Annotated in this window: 17 protein-coding genes; 5 read left to right on the top strand and 12 right to left on the bottom strand. The window is 62.1% G+C overall.

What is annotated here, in order from left to right; genetic code table 11:
- Positions 1-9: 9 nt before the first annotated feature.
- The 3 genes from NCR35_RS24255 to NCR35_RS24245 are packed head-to-tail and all read right to left on the bottom strand — an operon-like array spanning position 10 to position 2,958.
- A complete protein-coding gene (locus NCR35_RS24255) occupies positions 10-822 on the bottom strand; it encodes a substrate-binding periplasmic protein (protein WP_250536452.1) in 813 nt (270 codons plus the stop codon).
- Between the two features lie 33 nt (positions 823-855).
- The gene (locus tag NCR35_RS24250) at positions 856-1,581 is read right to left on the bottom strand and encodes an amino acid ABC transporter ATP-binding protein (protein ID WP_250536451.1); all 726 of its coding nucleotides are present in this window, start codon (positions 1,579-1,581) and stop codon (positions 856-858) included.
- Between the two features lie 51 nt (positions 1,582-1,632).
- Positions 1,633-2,958, bottom strand: a complete 1,326-nt coding sequence (locus tag NCR35_RS24245) for an NAD(P)/FAD-dependent oxidoreductase (RefSeq protein WP_284503278.1) — start codon at positions 2,956-2,958, stop codon at positions 1,633-1,635.
- 150 nt (positions 2,959-3,108) lie between these two features.
- Between NCR35_RS24245 and NCR35_RS24240 the strand changes: the two genes are divergently transcribed.
- From NCR35_RS24240 to NCR35_RS24225, 4 genes are all read left to right on the top strand, one after another.
- The gene (locus tag NCR35_RS24240; protein WP_250536450.1) at positions 3,109-4,011 is read left to right on the top strand and encodes a LysR substrate-binding domain-containing protein; all 903 of its coding nucleotides are present in this window, start codon (positions 3,109-3,111) and stop codon (positions 4,009-4,011) included.
- A 716-nt stretch (positions 4,012-4,727) separates the two neighbouring features.
- A complete protein-coding gene (locus NCR35_RS24235) occupies positions 4,728-5,876 on the top strand; it encodes a glutathione-independent formaldehyde dehydrogenase (protein WP_250536449.1) in 1,149 nt (382 codons plus the stop codon).
- 212 nt (positions 5,877-6,088) lie between these two features.
- Complete coding sequence (locus NCR35_RS24230) at positions 6,089-6,832, top strand: SRPBCC family protein (protein ID WP_250536448.1); 744 nt, start codon at positions 6,089-6,091, stop codon at positions 6,830-6,832.
- A gap of 11 nt (positions 6,833-6,843) precedes the next feature.
- Positions 6,844-8,016, top strand: coding sequence for a zinc-dependent alcohol dehydrogenase (locus tag NCR35_RS24225; protein ID WP_250536447.1), 1,173 nt, complete (start codon positions 6,844-6,846; stop codon positions 8,014-8,016).
- Between the two features lie 136 nt (positions 8,017-8,152).
- Here NCR35_RS24225 and NCR35_RS24220 read toward each other — a convergent pair whose 3' ends face one another.
- The 9 genes from NCR35_RS24220 to NCR35_RS24180 all read right to left on the bottom strand — a co-directional run bounded on the left by NCR35_RS24220 (position 8,153) and on the right by NCR35_RS24180 (position 17,387).
- The gene (locus NCR35_RS24220) at positions 8,153-8,953 is read right to left on the bottom strand and encodes an SDR family oxidoreductase (RefSeq protein ID WP_250536446.1); all 801 of its coding nucleotides are present in this window, start codon (positions 8,951-8,953) and stop codon (positions 8,153-8,155) included.
- A 10-nt stretch (positions 8,954-8,963) separates the two neighbouring features.
- A complete protein-coding gene (locus NCR35_RS24215) occupies positions 8,964-10,424 on the bottom strand; it encodes an FGGY family carbohydrate kinase (protein WP_250536445.1) in 1,461 nt (486 codons plus the stop codon).
- Positions 10,425-10,434: 10 nt separating this feature from the next.
- Entirely contained in the window at positions 10,435-11,517 is a 1,083-nt protein-coding gene (locus tag NCR35_RS24210; protein WP_250536444.1) for an ABC transporter permease, read from the bottom strand.
- Between the two features lie 19 nt (positions 11,518-11,536).
- The gene (locus NCR35_RS24205; RefSeq protein WP_250536443.1) at positions 11,537-13,084 is read right to left on the bottom strand and encodes a sugar ABC transporter ATP-binding protein; all 1,548 of its coding nucleotides are present in this window, start codon (positions 13,082-13,084) and stop codon (positions 11,537-11,539) included.
- Positions 13,081-13,716: a DUF2291 family protein gene (locus tag NCR35_RS24200; RefSeq protein WP_250536442.1), complete on the bottom strand. Its 636-nt coding sequence runs from the start codon at positions 13,714-13,716 to the stop codon at positions 13,081-13,083. Before NCR35_RS24200 ends, NCR35_RS24205 begins: the two co-directional genes overlap by 4 nt.
- A gap of 74 nt (positions 13,717-13,790) precedes the next feature.
- Positions 13,791-14,735, bottom strand: coding sequence for a D-ribose ABC transporter substrate-binding protein (locus NCR35_RS24195; protein WP_244851032.1), 945 nt, complete (start codon positions 14,733-14,735; stop codon positions 13,791-13,793).
- A 48-nt stretch (positions 14,736-14,783) separates the two neighbouring features.
- Positions 14,784-15,581 carry a GolD/DthD family dehydrogenase gene (locus NCR35_RS24190; RefSeq protein ID WP_250536441.1) on the bottom strand — a complete coding sequence of 266 codons (798 nt, stop codon included), beginning with the start codon at positions 15,579-15,581 and terminating at the stop codon, positions 14,784-14,786.
- 14 nt (positions 15,582-15,595) lie between these two features.
- Positions 15,596-16,540 (bottom strand): transketolase family protein, encoded by a 945-nt coding sequence (locus NCR35_RS24185; RefSeq protein WP_250536440.1) that lies wholly within the window; start codon positions 16,538-16,540, stop codon positions 15,596-15,598.
- Entirely contained in the window at positions 16,533-17,387 is an 855-nt protein-coding gene (locus NCR35_RS24180; RefSeq protein WP_244851035.1) for a transketolase, read from the bottom strand. Before NCR35_RS24180 ends, NCR35_RS24185 begins: the two co-directional genes overlap by 8 nt.
- 177 nt (positions 17,388-17,564) lie before the next feature.
- Here NCR35_RS24180 and NCR35_RS24175 point away from each other — a divergent pair, with 177 nt between their 5' ends.
- Positions 17,565-18,332 (top strand): DeoR/GlpR family DNA-binding transcription regulator, encoded by a 768-nt coding sequence (locus tag NCR35_RS24175; protein ID WP_250536439.1) that lies wholly within the window; start codon positions 17,565-17,567, stop codon positions 18,330-18,332.
- The last annotated feature ends 76 nt before the right edge of the window (positions 18,333-18,408 follow it).

Below are 18,408 nucleotides of genomic sequence, written 5' to 3'. Positions count from 1 at the left end.
GGCGGGCGGTTACTTCATCGCATACGGCGGCATCGGATCAGGCTTCGGATAGCCGGGATTGAACTGCTGATAGAGCCTGAGCCACGTGCCGTCCGCCACCAGTTCGCCGATGGCCTTGTTCACCGCCGCTTCGAGCTTCGCGTTGCCCTTGCGGATCGGGAACCCGGCGGGAAGATTCGAGGCGGAGATATCGAGCTTGTCGGCGAGCTTCAGGTCCGGGTACTTCCCTTGCAGCCCTTCGAGCAGAGTCTTGTCGATGAAGTATCCGTCGATGTACTTGTTGCGCAGCGCGAGAAAGCCCGCGTTGATGTTCGGAAAGCGAACGATCTGCGCGCCCGGCAGATAGCTCTGCGAATACGTGTCCTCGATGGTCCCCTGCACCACGCCGATGCGCTTGTCCTTCACCGAGGCCACGTCCGCGCCGATCGTGCTGTCCGGCAGCGTGCCGACGCTCAATAGACCCGTCAGATAGCCTTCCGAGAAATCGACCATCTTGAGGCGATCCTTGGTGATCGAGATCGAGCCTGCGGCAAGATCGACCTGCTGGTTCGCCACGCTCGGCAAGAGACCCGCGAAGTCCTGTGCGCGAAAGTCGGCGGTAAGCCCGAGCTTCGCGGCGATGGCGCGCACCAGCTCCACGTCGAAGCCCGTCATCTTGCCGTTGTCGATGTACGAGTACGGCTTGTTGTTCGCATCGACACCGGCGACGATCTTGCCCGGCGTCAATGTGCCGACATCGTCGGCGGCGCGGGCGGCGGTCGTCGCGCCGATCAGAAACGATGCGGCCACGGCGAGATGGCGTGCGAGACGAAGTAATCGCATGGTTAGGCTCCCTTGGATTGCACAGCGGTTGGATCAATGCAGGATGCGCGAGAGAAATTCTCTTGCGCGTTCGGAACGCGGACGCTCGAAGAAGGCTTCACGCGTCTCGTCTTCCACGATGACGCCGCGGTCCATGAACAACACGCGGTCGGCCACGCGCTTCGCGAAGCCCATTTCGTGCGTGACGCACAGCATGGTCATGCCGTCCTGCGCGAGCGTGGTCATCACGTCGAGCACTTCGTTGACCATCTCGGGATCGAGCGCGGAAGTCGGTTCGTCGAACAGCATGGCGACGGGGTCCATCGAAAGCGCCCGCGCAATCGCCACGCGCTGCTGCTGCCCGCCCGACAATTGCGCCGGATACTTGTCCTCATGACCGCTCAAGCCCACGCGGCGCAACAGCGAGCGTGCGCGCTCCGCGGCTTCGTCGCGCGCGCGGCCGAGCACGTTCATCTGCGCGAGCATCAGATTGCGCTGCACCGAGAGATGCGGAAAGAGTTCGAAATGCTGAAACACCATGCCGACCCGCGCCCGCAGCCGCGAAAGATTCGCGCGCTTCGCCGTCACGTCGATGCCGTCCACGACGATCTGTCCGCTCTGCACCGCTTCCAGCCCGTTGACGGATTTGATGAGCGTGGACTTGCCCGAGCCGGACGGCCCGCAGATCACGACGACTTCACCGCGCGCGATGCTGGCCGTGCAGTCGTTCAATACGCGATTGCCGCCATACCACTTCGAAACCTTGTTCAGATCGATCATTGCGGCTCCTTTCGATGATTCGCGTCCTGATTGCATCCGCTTGTCTTCGCTTCAAGAGAGTGCTGCGCGCACGCGGCCGTGCCACATATCGCTGATGCGGTACAGCGCACTGCCGACGGGCACGGAAAGCGTGCTGGCCATTCCTGCGCCCGAGAGCGGAAAGGCGCCTTCGCCGAAGGCGCCGACATCCTGCTCGACGCCGACCATGTGTTTGCCGATGCGATGTCCGAGGTAGCTCATCAGCGCGACGCCGTTGCCGTTGCAGCCGAGCACGTAATGCACGCCGTCATGCTGGCCGATGTGCGCGAGCCTGTCCCCGGTCATCGCGACGAAGCCTTTCCATGCATGAGTGACGCGCACATCTCTCAACGCGGGCCACAATTGCACGAGCTTCGCGTAGAGCCGGCGCGCCGCCTCACGTTCGTCGATCTCGCGGATGGCGGGGCGCGATCCGAAAATCATGCGCGTGCCATCCGGCGACGGCCGCGTGTAGAAGAGATTGCGCTTCGAATCGCTGATCATGCGGCGGCCCGGATTGAGCACATTCATGAGGCCTTCGGGCAGCGGCTCCGTGGCGATCTGATAACTCGCGACCGGCAGCACGCGGCGCGAGAAGAACGGCAGCAGCGGCCCGGTATAGCCGTTGGTGGCCACCAGCACCTGCCGCGCATCGAACACGCCGCGCGCCGTATGCACGCGAAAGCGCGCATGTCCCATTCGTTCGATGCGCTGCACGGCTGCATGCGAATGCAGCGTCGCGCCGCGCCGTCGCGCGAGATCGCGCAGCGCCCGATGATATTTGGCGGTATGCAGTCCGCCGTATTCGTCGACGAGCATGCCCCCGTAGTAATAGTCGGAGCCGATGATGCCGCGCTGCGCATCACGCTCGATCACATGCACCGTGACGCCGGTCTTGTCGCGCAACAACTCGCCTTGGCGGCGCAGCGCGTTGAAATGCGCGGGCGTATAAGCGCCGAAGAAGCGGCCGGTGATGCGCAAGTCGGCGTCGAGCGATTCTTCGGCGATGATGCCCTTGAGATAGTCGAAGCTCGCCATCGACTCCTGCATGAGACGCGTGAGACGTTCGGCGGACACGCCGCGAATGGCGTTGGTCAGCGCGAGCTTCTGCCCGCTCGACACCATGCCGCCGCTGCGTGTGCTGCCGCCCGCGCCGATCTCGGCGGCATCCAGCACCGCGACGCGCGCGCCATGCTTCGCGGCCTCCGCCGCCGCCGAGAGACCGCAATATCCGCTGCCGACGATCGCCACGTCTACGCTCGCAGGCAAGCGTTCCGGCGAGACTTCGGGCGGTGCGGCATCCCACCAATACGGGATGCAGCGGAAAGTTTCGTGAAACAGCAACGCATCGGGACGCATGCAGTCCACCCTGTTCGCTTGAGTCGAGTCCAGTGTCGCCCCCGCAAATCATCCGGTCAAATAGCGCCAAAAACGGCTTCCATTCATTTTTGATATGGCAAGCTGACGATGTTCGGCCGATGTGTTTGCGGCCCACGCCCGGAGAAAACGATGAACCTCAGGCAGGTCGAGGCGTTTCGGCTGGTCATGCTGCGCGGTTCGATGACGGCCGCCGCCGAAGAGCTCGGCACGTCGCAACCGAGCATCAGCCGGTTGATCGCGGAACTCGAAGCCGCGACGGGACTGACGCTCTTCATGCGAAATGGCGGACGCATTCATGCCACGGACGCCGGTAGTGCGTTCTATCGCGAGGTGGATCGCAGCTTCGTCGGCCTGGAAAAGCTGCAACACTCGGCGCGAGAGATTCTGGAACTCGGCAGCGGGCGGCTGCGTATCGTGGCGGCGCCGGTGCTCGCGCTCTCGTTTTTGCCTGCCGTGATCGCGCGATTCGCGGACGCTCATCCGCGCGTCGCGGCGTCGCTCGAAATGCGCAGCGAGAGCACGATTCAGCGCTGGGTGTCGTCGGGACACTGCGATCTGGGCTTCGCGACGACCACGCCGGACGCGTTCGGCGTGATGAGCGTGGAACTCTATGAACTGGCGGGGTTATGCGCGTTGCCGGCGCATCATGCGCTTGCGGAGCGCACGCGGATTCGCGCGGCCGACTTGCGTGGCGAACGGCTCATTCTGCCTTCCTATGCGGACGACACGCGTGCGGCGCTCGATCGCGCGTTGCGTCCGGCAGGCGTGGATCAAGTGCCCGCAGTCGAGACGCCGTATGGCGCGACCATCTGCGCGCTCGTGGCGCGCGGCGCGGGCGTGGGCATCGTCAATCCGCTCGCGACCGTGGATGCCGATCCGGCGCGCATCGTTTTCCGTCCGTTCGCGCCGGAAATCTGGTTTCGGGGCTTCACGCTTTACCCGCAGTCGCCGGGAGGCAACCCGGTGGTCGGCGCGTTTCTCGAACTCGTCCATGAAGAGATGGCGGCGTTGAAGCCGGGCGCGCTCACGTGAGCCTGGACATGTTTCGACTTCTTTCCATCGCGGTTGACGCAGGTGCCCCTCGATCGTCTCCGTGAGCGGCGACTCTCCTCAGAAAGATGTCAGCGTACGGTCAGAAACAGGATCTGGACGATGACCAGGCTAGCACCCTATGCGCCTCACCCTTGTGCACCCAAAGCACCGACGCAGAAGAAGCGGCTTGCGCTGGCCGGTTCGAGTTTTTACCGGTGAAAGAAAAATGTTCAAAAGCATTGTTCTTGCACAAGCGTGCTTTTCTGTCTCCCGTTAGTGCTGATATTCGGTCCAACATGCGCATACAGATTCGTCTCCCGGGAGTCCCTGTGTACGGTTCAAGCGAGACACGCATTAGCCCTCAAGGCTTTCTGCGCCGCATCGAGCGCGGCGGACTTTGGCATCTGGCCGTTCAGTTGCACTAGCGTTGCGCAGGCGGGCATATGAATAGCTGCGAATCTAGGCGATGAATGGCCGTGGTCTAGCGCCCCAAGATTGGGCAATACTTAGGATAGCTACGGACTTACGAGTTATATCCGCTCATAGCGAGCGCGGTAGCAAGCTATCGATCTGCATACAGAAGGGACGTGCACTTCGTTACCGGGATACGCATCACCACCAGAGACCGAGATGTCTCACAGGTACGCCTGCGGGTGTCGATGTCGTCGTGAGTCGCCGAGCGGCTCATCTTTCAGTCGCCTTTTCAGGAGATAACTATGAAAGCAGTTGTATATCGCGGCCCCCGCCAGGTTGCCGTAGAAGATGTGCCTGATCCCAAGATCGAGCGCCCGACCGATGCCATCGTCAGAATCACCAGCACCAACATTTGCGGGTCCGACCTGCACATGTACGAAGGCCGAACCGACTTCGAGCAAGGCCGCATCTTCGGTCACGAAAATCTGGGCGTGGTCCAAGAAGTAGGACCGGCCGTGGAGCGCATCAAGCCCGGCGACTGGGTGTGCCTGCCATTCAATATTAGTTGCGGCCACTGCAAGAACTGCGAGCGTGGCCTTACCGCGTTTTGCCTCAGCGCGAACCAGCCGGGTATCGCAGGCGGCGCGTTCGGCTTTGCGGACATGGGACCGTGGCCGGGCGGACAAGCCGAGTATCTTAGAGTGCCCTGGGCGGATTTCAGGTCCTTGAAGCTGCCGCCCGGCGCCGAGGAGAAACAGACCGACTACGTCATGTGCGCCGACATCTTCCCCACCGGTTGGCACGCCACTGAACTGGCCGGCATGCGGCCAGGCGATGCGGTCGTGATCTATGGCTCCGGACCGGTGGGTCTCATGGCCGCGCACTCGGCCATGATCAAGGGCGCGTGCACCGTCATGGTGGTGGACTGCCATCCCGACCGGCTGAAGCTGGCCGAATCGATCGGCGCCATTGCGATCGATTACTCCAAGGAAGACCCGGTGCAGCGCGTCATGGACCTGACGCACGGGAACGGCGCGGACGTAGGGTGCGAATGCGTCGGCTACCAGTGTCACGATCCGGCTCCGCAACGCCATGAACATCCCAATCTGACGATGAACAATCTGGTGTCGTCGGTGAAGTTCACTGGGGGCATCGGCGTGGTCGGCGTGTTCGTTCCCGAGGACCCGGGCGCGCAGGACGAACTGGCGAAGCAAGGAAAGATCGCGTTCGATTGGGGCAAGTGCTGGTTCAAAGGTCAGCACATCGCCACGGGCCAATGCAACGTCAAGGCGTACAACCGGCAGCTGCGCGACCTCATTTCAGTGGGCCGCGCGAAGCCGTCGTTCATCGTTTCCCATGAGTTGAAGCTCGACGAGGCGCCCGACGCCTATCAACACTTCGACGTGCGCGATCATGGCTGGACCAAGGTTGTGCTGCACCCCGGAGGCTAGCGAAGTCACGCCGCGATCATAGCGGCGACGCAGTCAGGCACTTGTCGAGGTCCATGGAATCGCGAACCGGCCCGCTACCTTGGGCGATGCAGGCCACGGCGCAGTTCCGCGATTCATGGCCGCGCGTGAGGACGAGTGTCCCATATCTCTCAGCGATCTCGCTGCACGAAGCCCGTCCGCGTAGCGAGACAGTCATCCCAGGAGCATTGACCATGGCAAGCAACGTCGTTGCTATCCAACCGCACGGATCATCGGGGCGCGGCCAAGTTGCGTCGAGCATCTCGCCCGGCGAGCTCATCCAAAGCATGGGCTGGATCCCGGTCGCGCTGAGCGCAGCCTTGATTGTCTCGGGACTCGTAGGCCGGAAGAAAAGTGCCCTGGCTTTCGCGCTCACGGCTTGCGCGGGGACAGCCGTGCTGAGCGCGGGGCGCGGTATCCCGCTTCATCGCGGCGGAGCGAATGAGGCGCACGCCGAGCCGGAAGCCAAGCGCGTCATCACCATCGGCAAGCCGGCGGACGCGCTCCGTCAACGCTGGCTCGACTCCCGCACTCTCCCGCAACTCATGGCGGGATTCGCGACATTGCACCCGATTGGCGACAACCGCATGCGCTGGGAGATAAGGACCCCGCTCGGCCGCCTCTACCAATGGGAATCGGAGATCGTCGATCAGCCCGGCGGAAGCATCGCATGGCGCTCGCTGCCCGGCGCCGCCATTGCGAACGAGGGTTCCGTTCGCTTCGACGCCGCACCGAACGGCCGCGGCACGGTAGCGACACTGCATGTCCGGTTCGATCCGCCCGGCGGCGCGCTCGGCCAAGGCCTGGTCCAACTATTGGGCGCCACGCCGGTGAACGTGATTGCCGACAACGCGCTGCGGCGCTTCAAGAGCCTCGTCGAAACCGGCGAGATTCCCACCACTGAGCGGCAGCCCGCTGCTCGCGAAACGAAGCGCTAAGGAGAACGAGCATGCGAGCACTGTACTGGAACGGGGTCAATGACCTGCGCGTCGGGACTGTAAATGACCCGGAGATCATCAATCCCCATGACGCCATTCTGCGCGTCAGCTTGTCGACCACCTGCGGCTCGGATCTGCACTTCATCGACGGCTATATCCCGACGATGAAGTCCGGCGATGTCATCGGCCACGAGTTCATGGGCGTGATCGAGGACATCGGCCCCGAGGTGAAGCGTGTCGCGAAGGGCGACCGCGTCGTCGTGCCTTCATTCATCGTCTGCGGACAGTGCTGGTATTGCGAGCACTCCCTCTACTCGTTGTGCGACAACACGCACCCGAAGCCCGAACTACAGGCACCGCTTCTGGGCGGACATACGACGGCGGGCATCTACGGCTACACCCACGCCTTCGGCGGCTATGCGGGCGCGCACGCGCAATACGTGCGGGTGCCGTTTGCCGACAACGACTGCTTCAAGATCCCGGATGGCGTCGCGGACGAGACCGCGCTGTTTCTTTCCGATGCTGCCCCGACCGGCTACATGGGCGCCGACTTCTGCAACATTCAGCCGGGCGACACCGTCGCCGTGTGGGGCTGCGGCGGCGTCGGGCTGATGGCGCAGCAAAGCGCGCGTCTGATGGGCGCGGAACGGGTCATCGCGATCGACCGCTTCCCCGAGCGCTTGCAGATGGCGCGCGAGCACGCCGGCTCGGAAACGATCGACTATACGAAAGTCGACAGCGTCCTCGACACGCTCATGGAAATGACGGGCGGGCGCGGCCCCGACGCTTGCATCGACGCAGTAGGGATGGAAGCGCATGGCACCGGGCCGCAATACGCGTATGACCGCGTCAAGCAGGCCCTGCGTCTGGAAACGGACCGCGGCCAGGCGCTGCGTGAAGCCGTGATGGCTTGCCGCAAAGGCGGCACGCTGTCGGTGCTCGGCGTGTACGGGCTGATCGACAAGTTTCCGATGGGCGCCATCATGAACAAGGGCATGACGGTGCGCAGCGCCCAGCAGCACGGGCAAGCGTATATGGATCGGCTGCTCTCGCACGCGCAAAAAGGCGAGCTCAACCCTGCTTATCTGGCCACTCACCGCTTCTCGCTGGAGGAGGCGCCACGCGGCTACGACATGTTCAAGCACAAGACGGACGGCTGCGTCCGTGCGGTGTTCGCACCGTGAGCTTGACGTACGTCGCACGTGCCGGCTGGGCATTCCTTATCGATGCCTCGCGTGCGGGAGCGGCAAAGGAGGTGGCGCCCTCGTTGATGAACTGTACCGGCTTAGTCCCCTCCGTGACTCAAAGAGTAAGCCAGCATCACGACATGAACATGCCACCGTCCACGTTGACCGTCTGACCGGTGATGTACGCGGCGTCGTCCGAGGCGAGGAATGTAACGAGCCCCGCCACATCGCCGCCATTGCCGGCACGCTTCATCGGAATGTTCGCGACCCATTCGGCCATCAACTCGCCGGGTTTGTAATCGCCGAGCAGTTTGCCCCACGCTTCGTCGTTGTACGACCACATGTCCGTCGTGATGATGCCCGGACAGAACGCGTTCACCGTGATGCCGGTCGGCGCCAGTTCCTTCGCGAGACTCTGCGTGATGCCGAGCACGCCGAATTTGCTCGCCGCGTAATGCGGCGTGTAGACGAAACCCTGCCGCGCCTGACCCGACGCTGTGTTGATGAGCCGCCCCGCTTTGCCTGCGCGCACCATGCGTGTGGCCGCTTCCTGGCAGCACAGAAAAACGCCCTTGGTATTCACGGCCATGACCTTGTCCCACTCGCTTTCAGTCAGGTCCGGCAACTTGGCGATGGTGATGACCCCCGCGTTCTGCACCGACACGTCCACTTCGCCTAGCTTGCTCGCGACTTCCTCATACAGCGCGACGACCTGAGCCTTATTCGTCACGTCCGTCTCGACGGACAGCGCGTCGAAGCCCGATTCGCGCAAACGCGCCGCCGCATCATGCACGCTCTTCTCGTTCGCGGTCACGCACACCTTCGCGCCTTCCTGCGCGAAGCGCTCGGCAATGGCGAGACCGATGCCACGGCTGCCGCCCGTCACGACCACGACTTTGTTCTCGAACCGCTTCAATTGTTGCGCCACTGACATTCTCCGGGAGTTAAAGACGCTCTATCCATCGCAGCCATTGCGCGTGATTCGCCGCGGCGGCCTCGACACCGCTGCCCGGCTCGACGCGTCGTGCCACGACGCGTTGCGTCTGCCAGTCTTCGAGCGATGCCACGATGCCCGACTGATACGCCGCGAGCGCAGCCGCGCCCGACGCTGAAATCTCGCTGACCGCAAGCGTGCTGACCGGCCGATTCAACGCATCTGACAGATATTGCAGAAGGAACGGACGCTGCGTTAAGCCGCCATCGAGAAAGAGTTGTGCAAGCGGCACGTCGGCCGCCTGCTCCATCACGGTGATGACGTCCTTGATCTGATAGACGATGGATTCATACGCCGCGCGCGCCACATGCTGCCACGAAGTCGAAAAGTTGAGTCCGACGATCTGCGCGCCGCCCGGGTATTTCCAGTGCGGACAGCCGATGCCCGAGAACGATGGAATCACGAACACGCCGCCGTTGTCGTACTCGGTGAACGCCTGCTCGGCCTTGGCGAAATCGTCGAACAGGTTGAGCTTTTCCTTGAGGAACGCAGGCGTCGATCCTGCGCTGATGATGATCCCTTCTAGCGCGTAGTCCACGCGCTTGTCGGTAGCGAAACAGAGTGTCGAGACGAGGCCGTGTTCGGGCTCGCGCGCCTTCCCGCCGACGTTCATCATGATGGACGATCCCGTGCCCATCGTCGCCTTCGCGACGCCGGGACTCAGGCACCCTTCGCCGACGGCGGCGGCGTGTGAATCGCCGATCATCGAGAGGATAGGCAATGGCGTGTCCAGCAGCCCGTCGAAATCGGTCATGCCGAAGTCGGACGCAGACGGCCGAAGCTCGGGCAAGCGCAGTCCTTGCAGGCCGAACGTCTCGATGAGTTCGCGATCCCATTCCAGCGTGCGAAGGTTGAGCAGCATGGTGCGCGACGCATTCGTCACGTCGGTGCGATACGCCGCGCCGTTCGTCAGCCGATACAGCAGCCAGCTATCGACCGTACCGAAGTACGCGTCGCCTGCCGCGATATGCGCGCGCACGCGTTCATCGTTTTCATTGAGCCAGATGAGTTTGGTGCCTGAAAAATATGGGTCGATCAGCAAGCCCGTCTTTTGCGCGATGAGCGGCTGCAAGCCGTCGCGCTTGAGCCGTTCGCAAATGCACAGCGATCGCTGGCATTGCCACGACACACCCGGCACGATCGGCTCGCCGTTCGCGTTCCATAACACGACCGTCTCGCGCTGATTCGAAATGCCAACGCCGGCTATGTCGCCTTTGAAGCTGCTCATGCACTCGGCCACAGCCTTGAGGACGGACGCATACAGCGCATTCGCGTCCTGCTCGACGAAGCCCGTGCGCGGCGTGGTGCATGAAACCGGCGCGAACCCGCGCGCATGAACCTGCCCGGTCTGGTCGAAGACCAGCGCCTTCGTGCCGCTCGTGCCCTGATCGATGGCGAGAATATGGCTCATGGTCTAGTCCTCACGCGGTCAGCGAAACCATGCGCGACTGCAGGCGCTGCTGCAACTGGTCGATGACCACGGCGAAGATGATGACGAGGCCCTTGATGACCATTTGCCAGAAATCGCTGATGCCGCACATCACCATGCCGTCGCCCAGAATGCTGATCACGCACGCGCCGACGACGGAGCCGAATACCGTGCCGCGTCCGCCCATGAGCGCGGTGCCGCCGAGCACGACCGCCGCGATGGCGTTCAGTTCGTAGGTCTGTCCCGTCAACGGATGCGCCGTCTGCAACTGCGCCGTGATGACGAGTCCCACGATCGCCGCGCAGAATCCCGAGAACATGTAGACGAAAAGCTTCACGCGATTCGTTCGTATTCCCGAGAATTTTGCCGCTTGTTCATTGCCGCCGATGGCATAGATGCGGCGGCCGAGCGGCGTCTTCCGCGCGACGAAGATGGTGATGGCCGCGAGCACCAGCATGATCCACACCGGCATCGAGAGGCCGAGAATCGTGCCGTTGCCGATGAATTCGAAGCCCGTGTTGCCGAGTGCGGGATTGCCTTCGAGGTCCGCGAACGTGCTGCCGTTGTTGACGAGCAGCGCCGCGCCGCGCACCACGTAAAGCATGCCGAGCGTCGCGATGAACGGCGCGACGTTGAGCATGGTGATGAGATAACCGTTCACCGCACCGATCAACGCGCCCAGCAAACACGCGATGATCGTCACGCCCCAGGGATTGAAGAACACGACGTGATGCCCGATCTTCACGCCTTCGAGCAGCAGATATCCCGCCGCCATGCCGCTAATGCCGACGATGGAGCCTACCGACAAGTCAATACCGCCCGTCAGGATCACGAGCGTCATGCCGATGGAAAGAATCGCCACCACGGTGACGTGCTTCGCCATGATCAGCAGGTTGCCGGTCGAAAGAAAGCTCTCGGTGGCGAGCGAGAACACGATGATGATCGCGAAGAGCGCGATGAAGATGCGCAGCTTCAGCAGATTCACCGCGATGCGCGACGCCACATAGGCGCCGTGCCGGTGGTGCTTGGCATGCACCGGCGTGACCGGCGGGTTGCTGCTGTTGGGTGTATTCATGGTTCGGATCTCGGTTGCCTCACACTACGGCCGTCGCGGGCGTCGAAGCCCGCACGATGCGTTCGCTGTCGAATTGGGGCCGGTCGAGCACGGCGGTCAGCTTGCCGCTCGCCATCACGAAGACGCGGTTGGACACGGCCATCGCTTCGTCCAGTTCGGATGTCGCGTAGATCACGGCGATGCCCGAGCGCGCGAGCAGGCTGATCGTCTTGTAGACGTCTTCTTTCGCGCCCACGTCGATGCCGCGCGTCGGCTCGTCCATCAGCAACACTTTGGGCTTCGTCAACAGCGCCTTGCCGATGACGACCTTCTGCATGTTTCCGCCGGATAGCGACGTAATCGGCGCATCGACTGACGCAGCCTTGATGGCCAGTTTCTTCACGATGTCGTTGGCCGCTTCTACTTGTTTGTCGCGCGTGAGCGCGCCGACGAAGCGCCGCGTGAACTTGCCGAGGCTGGAAAGCGTCATGTTCTCGAGTATGGTCATCAGCTGCACCATGCCCTGCTTCTGGCGATCTTCCGGCACGAGCGCGATGCCCGCTTCGATGCGCCTCGGAATCGGCAGGTCTTCGATGGCCTTGCCTGCGAGTTCTATTTCGCCGAGCGCAAGGGGATTTGCGCCGAGCAGCGATTCGAGTAACTCGGTGCGGCCCGCGCCCATCAGTCCGTAGATGCCGATCACCTCGCCGGCACGCGCGGTAAAGGACACGTGATCGACCGCGTAGATCCCGTTCGAACGCTTGAGCGCGAGGTCTTTCACCTTCAGCACTTCGCGGCCGATTTCGTGCTGCTCGAACGCGAAACGCTTCTTCGAAGAGCCGACCATCGCTTCGATGATCCACGGAATGTCGATGTTGGCGATATCGTTCTCCGCCACGAGCCGCCCGTTGCGCAGCACGGTGATGCAATCGCCGATCGCCATGATCTCTTCGAGGCGATGCGAGATATAGATCACCGTCACGCCCTCTTCCTTGAGCTGGCCGATGATCTTGAAGAGAATCTCGACTTCCGTCTTCGAGAGCGCGGAAGTCGGCTCATCCATGATGAGCACCTTGATATGCTTCGACAACGCCTTCGCGATCTCGACGAGCTGTTGCTGACCGACGTACAGATCGCCGAGCCGCGTGCGCGGATCGATTGCGATGTTCAGCCGGTCGAGCAGTACTTTCGCCTGATGGTTCTCCATCTTCGAGCGGATCACGCCCGAGTTCGTGATCTCGTTGCCAGCGAAGATGTTCTCCGCCACCGTCATGTCCGGAAAGAGATTCAACTCCTGAAAAATGATGCCGATGCCGTGCTGCTCGGCGCTACGCACATCGGTGATCTGCGCGAGCTTCTCGTCGATCCAGATTTCGCCCGAGGTCGGCGTTTCCGCGCCCGCGAGCAGCTTCATCAACGTGGACTTGCCCGCGCCGTTCTCGCCGATCAGCACGTTGACTTTGCCGCGCCGCACCTTGTAGTCGACATCGACGAGCGCCGCCGTGCCCGGATACTGCTTCGACAGCCCGCGCGTTTCGATCACGTTGACGGGGTTCATCGTGCGGGCGTTATGCTGGTTCTCGTTCATTTCCAGGCCACCGGAATCGCGCGGATTTCGCCCGCAGGCTCGCTCCAGGTGCTGTACACGGCGGAGACATCGACCGGATCGCCCACCTTCAGCTTCAGCGAACTCTGCACGCGCGCCACGACGAGCTTGTTCAATTCCTGGCCGAACGCGGCAAAGCGCGTCTGATCGTCGAAGTCACTGTATTTGACGCCGGGAAAGCCGTCGCGCACGCCCGTGCCGATCACGACCGGGCCCGTTTCGAGCGCGACCTGTACCGGCTCGCCGCCGTTCGCGGACGTCACCTCGACATACGCCTTGCCGACGCGCGACGTCGAATCGATCTTCGTCACCTTGCCCTGCACGCGCAGCCAGAAGTTGCACGGGAATGCATTGCTCTGACGGAAGCCGTATTGCTTGCAGGCATCGTCGAAGTTCTGATTCAGCGCGCTGATGACCTGCGCCGCGGGTTTCGCGTTCTTGTCCGCGTAGGGGACCAATTGGTCGTTCAGGATCTTCGCAGCGTCCGGGCCCTTGTGCTGCCCTTGCGCGCGGATATCCGCCAATTCGGTATCGGTGACGACGTGGCACGCCGACAAGCTGGCGACGCAAAGCATCATAGCCAGCCGCCAGCGCGCGAATACGGGATGAACCATGACGACCTCGACCTCACATGACAAGCCATGTGCGGGCGCAGCCCTGCGGCGCCCGCACGGAGCAACAACGCGTATTACTTGTTGTAGTAGAAGTCCTTCACGTGTGACGCGTTGTCTTTCGTAATGAGAATGCCGCGCGTGAGTTGACGCTCCGGCTCGCCGGTCTTGCCGGTTTTAATGTACTTGTCGAGCAGATCGACGCCGTGAATGGCGATGCCCTGAGCTTGCAGCATGACGGTCGCCTTCAGCTTGCCCGCCAGCACGGAGTCACGTTCGTCGTTGCTGCCGTCGATGCCCATGACGGTCACGTCCTTATGCCCCGCCGACTCCAGCGAAGCAATCGCGCCGAGTGCAACGGGGCCATTGCCGCAGATCACGCCCTTGATGTTCGGATGCTCTTGCAAGATGGAATCCATCGCCTGCTTGCCGGGCAACAGTGCGCCCTTCGCATCCTGACGCGCGACCATCTTCAAATCGGGATATTGGTCCAGCACCTGATGGAACGCCTGCGAGCGCGTCACGCAGTTCTTGTCCGCGAGGTTGCACGTTAGTTCGACGTACTCACCTTTTTCGCCGATGGCTTCCACGAAACGCTGCGCCACTTCGGTACCCGCTTGCAGGTTGTTATGGCTCAACTGCGCAATGGCGATGCCGTCCTTGGGAATCTCGCGGTTGATCAGCACCACAGGCACTTTCTTGTCCGCCGCTGCGCGCACCGTCGCGACGCTCGCGTTGGAATCGGCGTTATCGAGAATGATGCCTTTCACACCCTTGCCAATGACGAGATTGACCAGCTCGTTTTGCTTGTTCACGTCCTCGCCATGGGAAAGCACGATGGTGTCGTAGCCGAGCTTCTTCGCTTCTGCATCCGCGCCCTTCGCTTCGGCTGCGTAATACGGATTGTCGAGCGCATTCACGAGAATCGCGATGGTGCCTTGGCCTGCTGCATTGGCGGTGGCGGGCAACGCGGCGGCGAACGAAACGGCCACCGCTGCTGCAACTGCAAGCTTCTTCCACATGTTGTTGTCTCCGGTTTGTTTGTCTTTCTTCGACAGCGTTGGACTGGCTCAGGCGATCGTGTAGCCTCCGTCGATCATGATGTCGGCGCCCGTGATCATGTCGGCGCCGTTCGAGAGCAGAAAGAGAATCGCGGCGGCGATCTCATCGGTATAGGCGAAGCGTCCGACCGGAATCAGCTTCTTCATGTTCTCGCCCTTTTCGCCCTCCCATGCGGCCGCGCCCATCGGCGTCAAGACGACGGTCGGCGAGACCGTGTTGACCGTAATGCCGCGCGGCGCCCATTCCTTCGCGAGCACCTTGGTCATGCCGATAAGGCCCGCTTTCGCCGACGTATACGCGCAATGCTGATCGATGGCGACGGTCGCAGCCTGCGACGCGATGTTCACGATCTTGCCGCCGTGGCCGCTTGCCAGCACCACGCGCGCGAAGTGCTTCGAGCACAGGAAGGGACCAGTGAGATTCACGCCGATCTGCCGCTGCCATTCGTCGTAGCCGATGTTTTCCGCGGGCGTCAGCGTGATGCAGCCTGCGGCATTGACGAGCAAGTGCAGATCGCCGAAATGATCGTGAGCCGCTGCAATGGCCTTCTCGACGTCGGCCTCATTCGCGACATCACAAGGGAAGGCTTTTGCGTTGTTCGCGCCGAGTTCTTCGATGGCGGCCTGCACGCGCGGTTCTTCGAAGCTCGGATAGAGAATCGCGACGCGTGCGCCCTTCGCGATCAGCGCGGCATTCGTCGCCATGGCGATGCCGCCCAGCCCGCCCGTCACCACTGCCACCTTGCCATCGAGCCGGAAGTCGAAGTCCACGCCGTGGCGCAACGACATGTCGTACTGAATGCTCATTCCCGTCTCCTCTTTTATTGAACGCAGTGCGCGCGTACGGCATTTGCGATACCAGCCGCGTCGATGCCATAGTGTTTGCGGATGCCCTTACGCGTGCCGTACTTCGCGAATTCGCCTTCGGTGATGCCGAGCGTCGTGAGCGGCCGCCCGATCTGCCGCCGCGCCATCAGCAATGCGACCGTCGCGCCGATACCGCCGTGCAGCGAATGCTCCTCGACGGTCACGATGGTCTCGTGACGCTCGATGATCGAAGCGAGCGCATCCTGATCCAGCGGCCGAAGCGACGAAAGGTTCACGAGCGTCGGATTCACGACGCCCTCTTTTTGCAAGGCTTCGCACGCGTCGAGCGCCTCGCCGACGACCGATCCCAGCGCGATCACAGCGACTTTCGAGCCTTCGATCAGCACGTCGGGACGGCCCGGCTCGAAGCGGTACGACTCGTCATGCACCACAGGAAACTTCGCGTTGTCGAGGCGGATGTAGACAGGTCCGTCTACCGATGCCGCATAGTCGATCACTTGCGCGACTTCTGCCTCATCGCACGGCGCGAAAATCTGCACGTTGCCGAAGCCGCTCATGATCGACAGATCGTCGATAGCGTGATGCGTCGATGCGAGCGGCCCGTACGCGACGCCCGCGTTCAAGCCGAGCATCTTGACGTTGGTCGCGCTGTAACAGACGTCGTTCTTCACCTGTTCGTTGGCGCGTCCGACGAGGAACGGCGCGGCATTCGCGGTGAACACGATGTGTCCGCCGAGCGCGAGCCCCGCCGCCATGCCGACCATGTTTTGCTCCGCGATGCCTACGTTGATGACGCGGTCCGGGTAACTTTCGAGGTACGGCCCGATCTTCGAGGTCGACGTCGAATCCGCGACCATCACGATGATGTCCTGGCCGGCCGCAGTCAGCCGGCTGATCGCGTTCACCGCGCCGTCGCGCAAGTCAGCGAGTTCACGCATGGTCGAGCTCCTTCAGCGCCTGCTTGAGTTGGTCTTCGTCGGGGAACTTGTGATGCCACGCCGGCACGTTCTCCATGAACGACACCCCGCGGCCCTTGATGGTGTGCGCGATGACGACTTTCGGCTTGCGATTGTCGTAGTCGAGACTTTCCATTAGTTTCCAAATGGCATCGGGCTGGTTTCCATTGACGTCGTGAACTTCGAAACCGAAAGCGCGGAACTTCTCGTCGAGCGGGTCCAGGTCCATGATGTTGTGCGTGAAGTCGGCAAGCTGAAGCCGGTTGCGGTCGACGATCACGACGAGGTTCGAGAGTTCGAAATGCGCCGCCGCCATCGCGGCTTCCCAATTTGAGCCTTCTTCGAGTTCGCCGTCGCCGGTCAGCACGAACACGCGGCCCGTGGCGCCTTCCGTCTTCGAAGCGTGGCGCTGCTTCGCCATCGCGAGCCCGGCCGCAATGGGAAAACCGTGACCGAGACCGCCGGTATTGACGGTGACGAAGGTGGGCAACTTCTGGCGCACCGGATGGCCCGGCAGACGCGAATCGTCTTTCAGATACGTGAGCAGTTCTTCGTCGTTCAGCCACCCGAGTTCCGCGAAGCAGGAATAGAGACCGCCGACCCCGTGACCTTTGCTCAGAATGAATTCGTCATGCCAACGCACCTTGCGCTCAGCGTCGACCTCATAACGCATCACATGAAAATAGAGCGCCGCGAGAATGTCGGCCTCCGACATGTCGCCGCCCGTGTGACCGCTCTTGGCCGTCGCGTTCATCACGCAGATCTTCTTGCGGATCTCTTGCGCCCGGCGATGAAGCGCGTCGCCGGACTGCTTGAAGGGGTTTTCCATTCCCTGCTCCCAGACTTCCCGTTTGCTTGGAAGCAGTTTCTTTTAGTTTCGTTCGAAAGTCAAAGGGAAATCGAAGCGAAAGGGAAAACACCTAGTGAAGCACCACCGATCTTCTGATCAGGCACAATGCGCATTAGAGAGGCGCCTTCATGCAGCGCCTGCGCAGGAAAATAAAAAATGGATCAACGAACCCGGACCGAGAAGATTTTCGAACGCGTGCAGACCGCGAAACTGGTGAAGCTCTCGGAGCTTTCCAGCGAATTCGGCGTGTCGATGCCGACGATCCGCAAGGACATCGACGAGTTGCAGCGGCTAGGACGCGTCGAGCGCGTGCACGGCAACGTGCGGCTGAAGGCAACGCAAAGCGACGGCGCGCGGCGCAGCTACGAAACGCCCGTGCTGCCGACGAGTCCTGAGAAGGCGATGATCGGCAAGAAGGCAGCGAGCCTGATTGAGAACGGCGATTCCGTGATCCTGGATTGCGGCGCGACCGCGACGGAACTCGCAAAGAACCTGCTGGACCGGCAGAACCTGCGCGTGGTGACCAACGCGCTCAATATCGCCATTCTGCTGGGCGCGGAGCCGACCAATCGCGTGATGCTCACGGGCGGCATCTTCAAGCCGGAGACGATCGCAGTGTCGGGCGAGAAGGCATCGACGTTCTTCGAGGGCATGTTCGTCGACAAGCTGTTTCTCGCAGCCGGCGGCGTGTCGATGGAGTCGGGCATCTCGTATCCGGACTTCATCGACCTGCACGTCAAGCGCGCGATGATCGATGCGGCGAAGACGGTTTACCTGCTGGCGGATTCGAAGAAGTTCGGCAAGCGCGAGTTTGCGGCCTTTGGTGCGATGGATAGCATCGACTACCTGGTGACCGACAACGGCCTTGAAGCGCCTTTCGTCGAGTGGCTGCGCCGGAACGGGACGGAAATCATCTACGCGTAGAGCGGCAACGCGCTCGTTCTGCCAACCGCGCTTACTGGAGCGCTAATGCGCTTCTCAATTGTGCTCGCCTCGCCCG

It is taken from the genome of Caballeronia sp. AZ10_KS36, from assembly GCF_023631105.1.
Lineage (GTDB): Bacteria > Pseudomonadota > Gammaproteobacteria > Burkholderiales > Burkholderiaceae > Caballeronia.
The sequence above is the reverse complement of the archived record's forward strand: the minus strand, read 5'-3'. Positions and strand labels throughout refer to the sequence as shown.

What these genes read in the sequence shown, in the direction of transcription:
- NCR35_RS24255 (WP_250536452.1), bottom strand. Translation starts at nt 822, where the DNA reads ATGCGATTACTTCGTCTCGCACGCCATCTCGCCGTGGCCGCATCGTTT.
- NCR35_RS24220 (WP_250536446.1), bottom strand. Translation starts at nt 8,953, where the DNA reads ATGTCAGTGGCGCAACAATTGAAGCGGTTCGAGAACAAAGTCGTGGTC.
- NCR35_RS24235 (WP_250536449.1), top strand. Translation starts at nt 4,728, where the DNA reads ATGAAAGCAGTTGTATATCGCGGCCCCCGCCAGGTTGCCGTAGAAGAT.
- NCR35_RS24180 (WP_244851035.1), bottom strand. Translation starts at nt 17,387, where the DNA reads ATGGAAAACCCCTTCAAGCAGTCCGGCGACGCGCTTCATCGCCGGGCG.
- NCR35_RS24200 (WP_250536442.1), bottom strand. Translation starts at nt 13,716, where the DNA reads ATGGTTCATCCCGTATTCGCGCGCTGGCGGCTGGCTATGATGCTTTGC.
- NCR35_RS24175 (WP_250536439.1), top strand. Translation starts at nt 17,565, where the DNA reads ATGGATCAACGAACCCGGACCGAGAAGATTTTCGAACGCGTGCAGACC.
- NCR35_RS24195 (WP_244851032.1), bottom strand. Translation starts at nt 14,735, where the DNA reads ATGTGGAAGAAGCTTGCAGTTGCAGCAGCGGTGGCCGTTTCGTTCGCC.
- NCR35_RS24240 (WP_250536450.1), top strand. Translation starts at nt 3,109, where the DNA reads ATGAACCTCAGGCAGGTCGAGGCGTTTCGGCTGGTCATGCTGCGCGGT.
- NCR35_RS24215 (WP_250536445.1), bottom strand. Translation starts at nt 10,424, where the DNA reads ATGAGCCATATTCTCGCCATCGATCAGGGCACGAGCGGCACGAAGGCG.
- NCR35_RS24205 (WP_250536443.1), bottom strand. Translation starts at nt 13,084, where the DNA reads ATGAACGAGAACCAGCATAACGCCCGCACGATGAACCCCGTCAACGTG.
- NCR35_RS24230 (WP_250536448.1), top strand. Translation starts at nt 6,089, where the DNA reads ATGGCAAGCAACGTCGTTGCTATCCAACCGCACGGATCATCGGGGCGC.
- NCR35_RS24185 (WP_250536440.1), bottom strand. Translation starts at nt 16,540, where the DNA reads ATGCGTGAACTCGCTGACTTGCGCGACGGCGCGGTGAACGCGATCAGC.
- NCR35_RS24190 (WP_250536441.1), bottom strand. Translation starts at nt 15,581, where the DNA reads ATGAGCATTCAGTACGACATGTCGTTGCGCCACGGCGTGGACTTCGAC.
- NCR35_RS24245 (WP_284503278.1), bottom strand. Translation starts at nt 2,958, where the DNA reads ATGCGTCCCGATGCGTTGCTGTTTCACGAAACTTTCCGCTGCATCCCG.
- NCR35_RS24250 (WP_250536451.1), bottom strand. Translation starts at nt 1,581, where the DNA reads ATGATCGATCTGAACAAGGTTTCGAAGTGGTATGGCGGCAATCGCGTA.
- NCR35_RS24210 (WP_250536444.1), bottom strand. Translation starts at nt 11,517, where the DNA reads ATGAATACACCCAACAGCAGCAACCCGCCGGTCACGCCGGTGCATGCC.
- NCR35_RS24225 (WP_250536447.1), top strand. Translation starts at nt 6,844, where the DNA reads ATGCGAGCACTGTACTGGAACGGGGTCAATGACCTGCGCGTCGGGACT.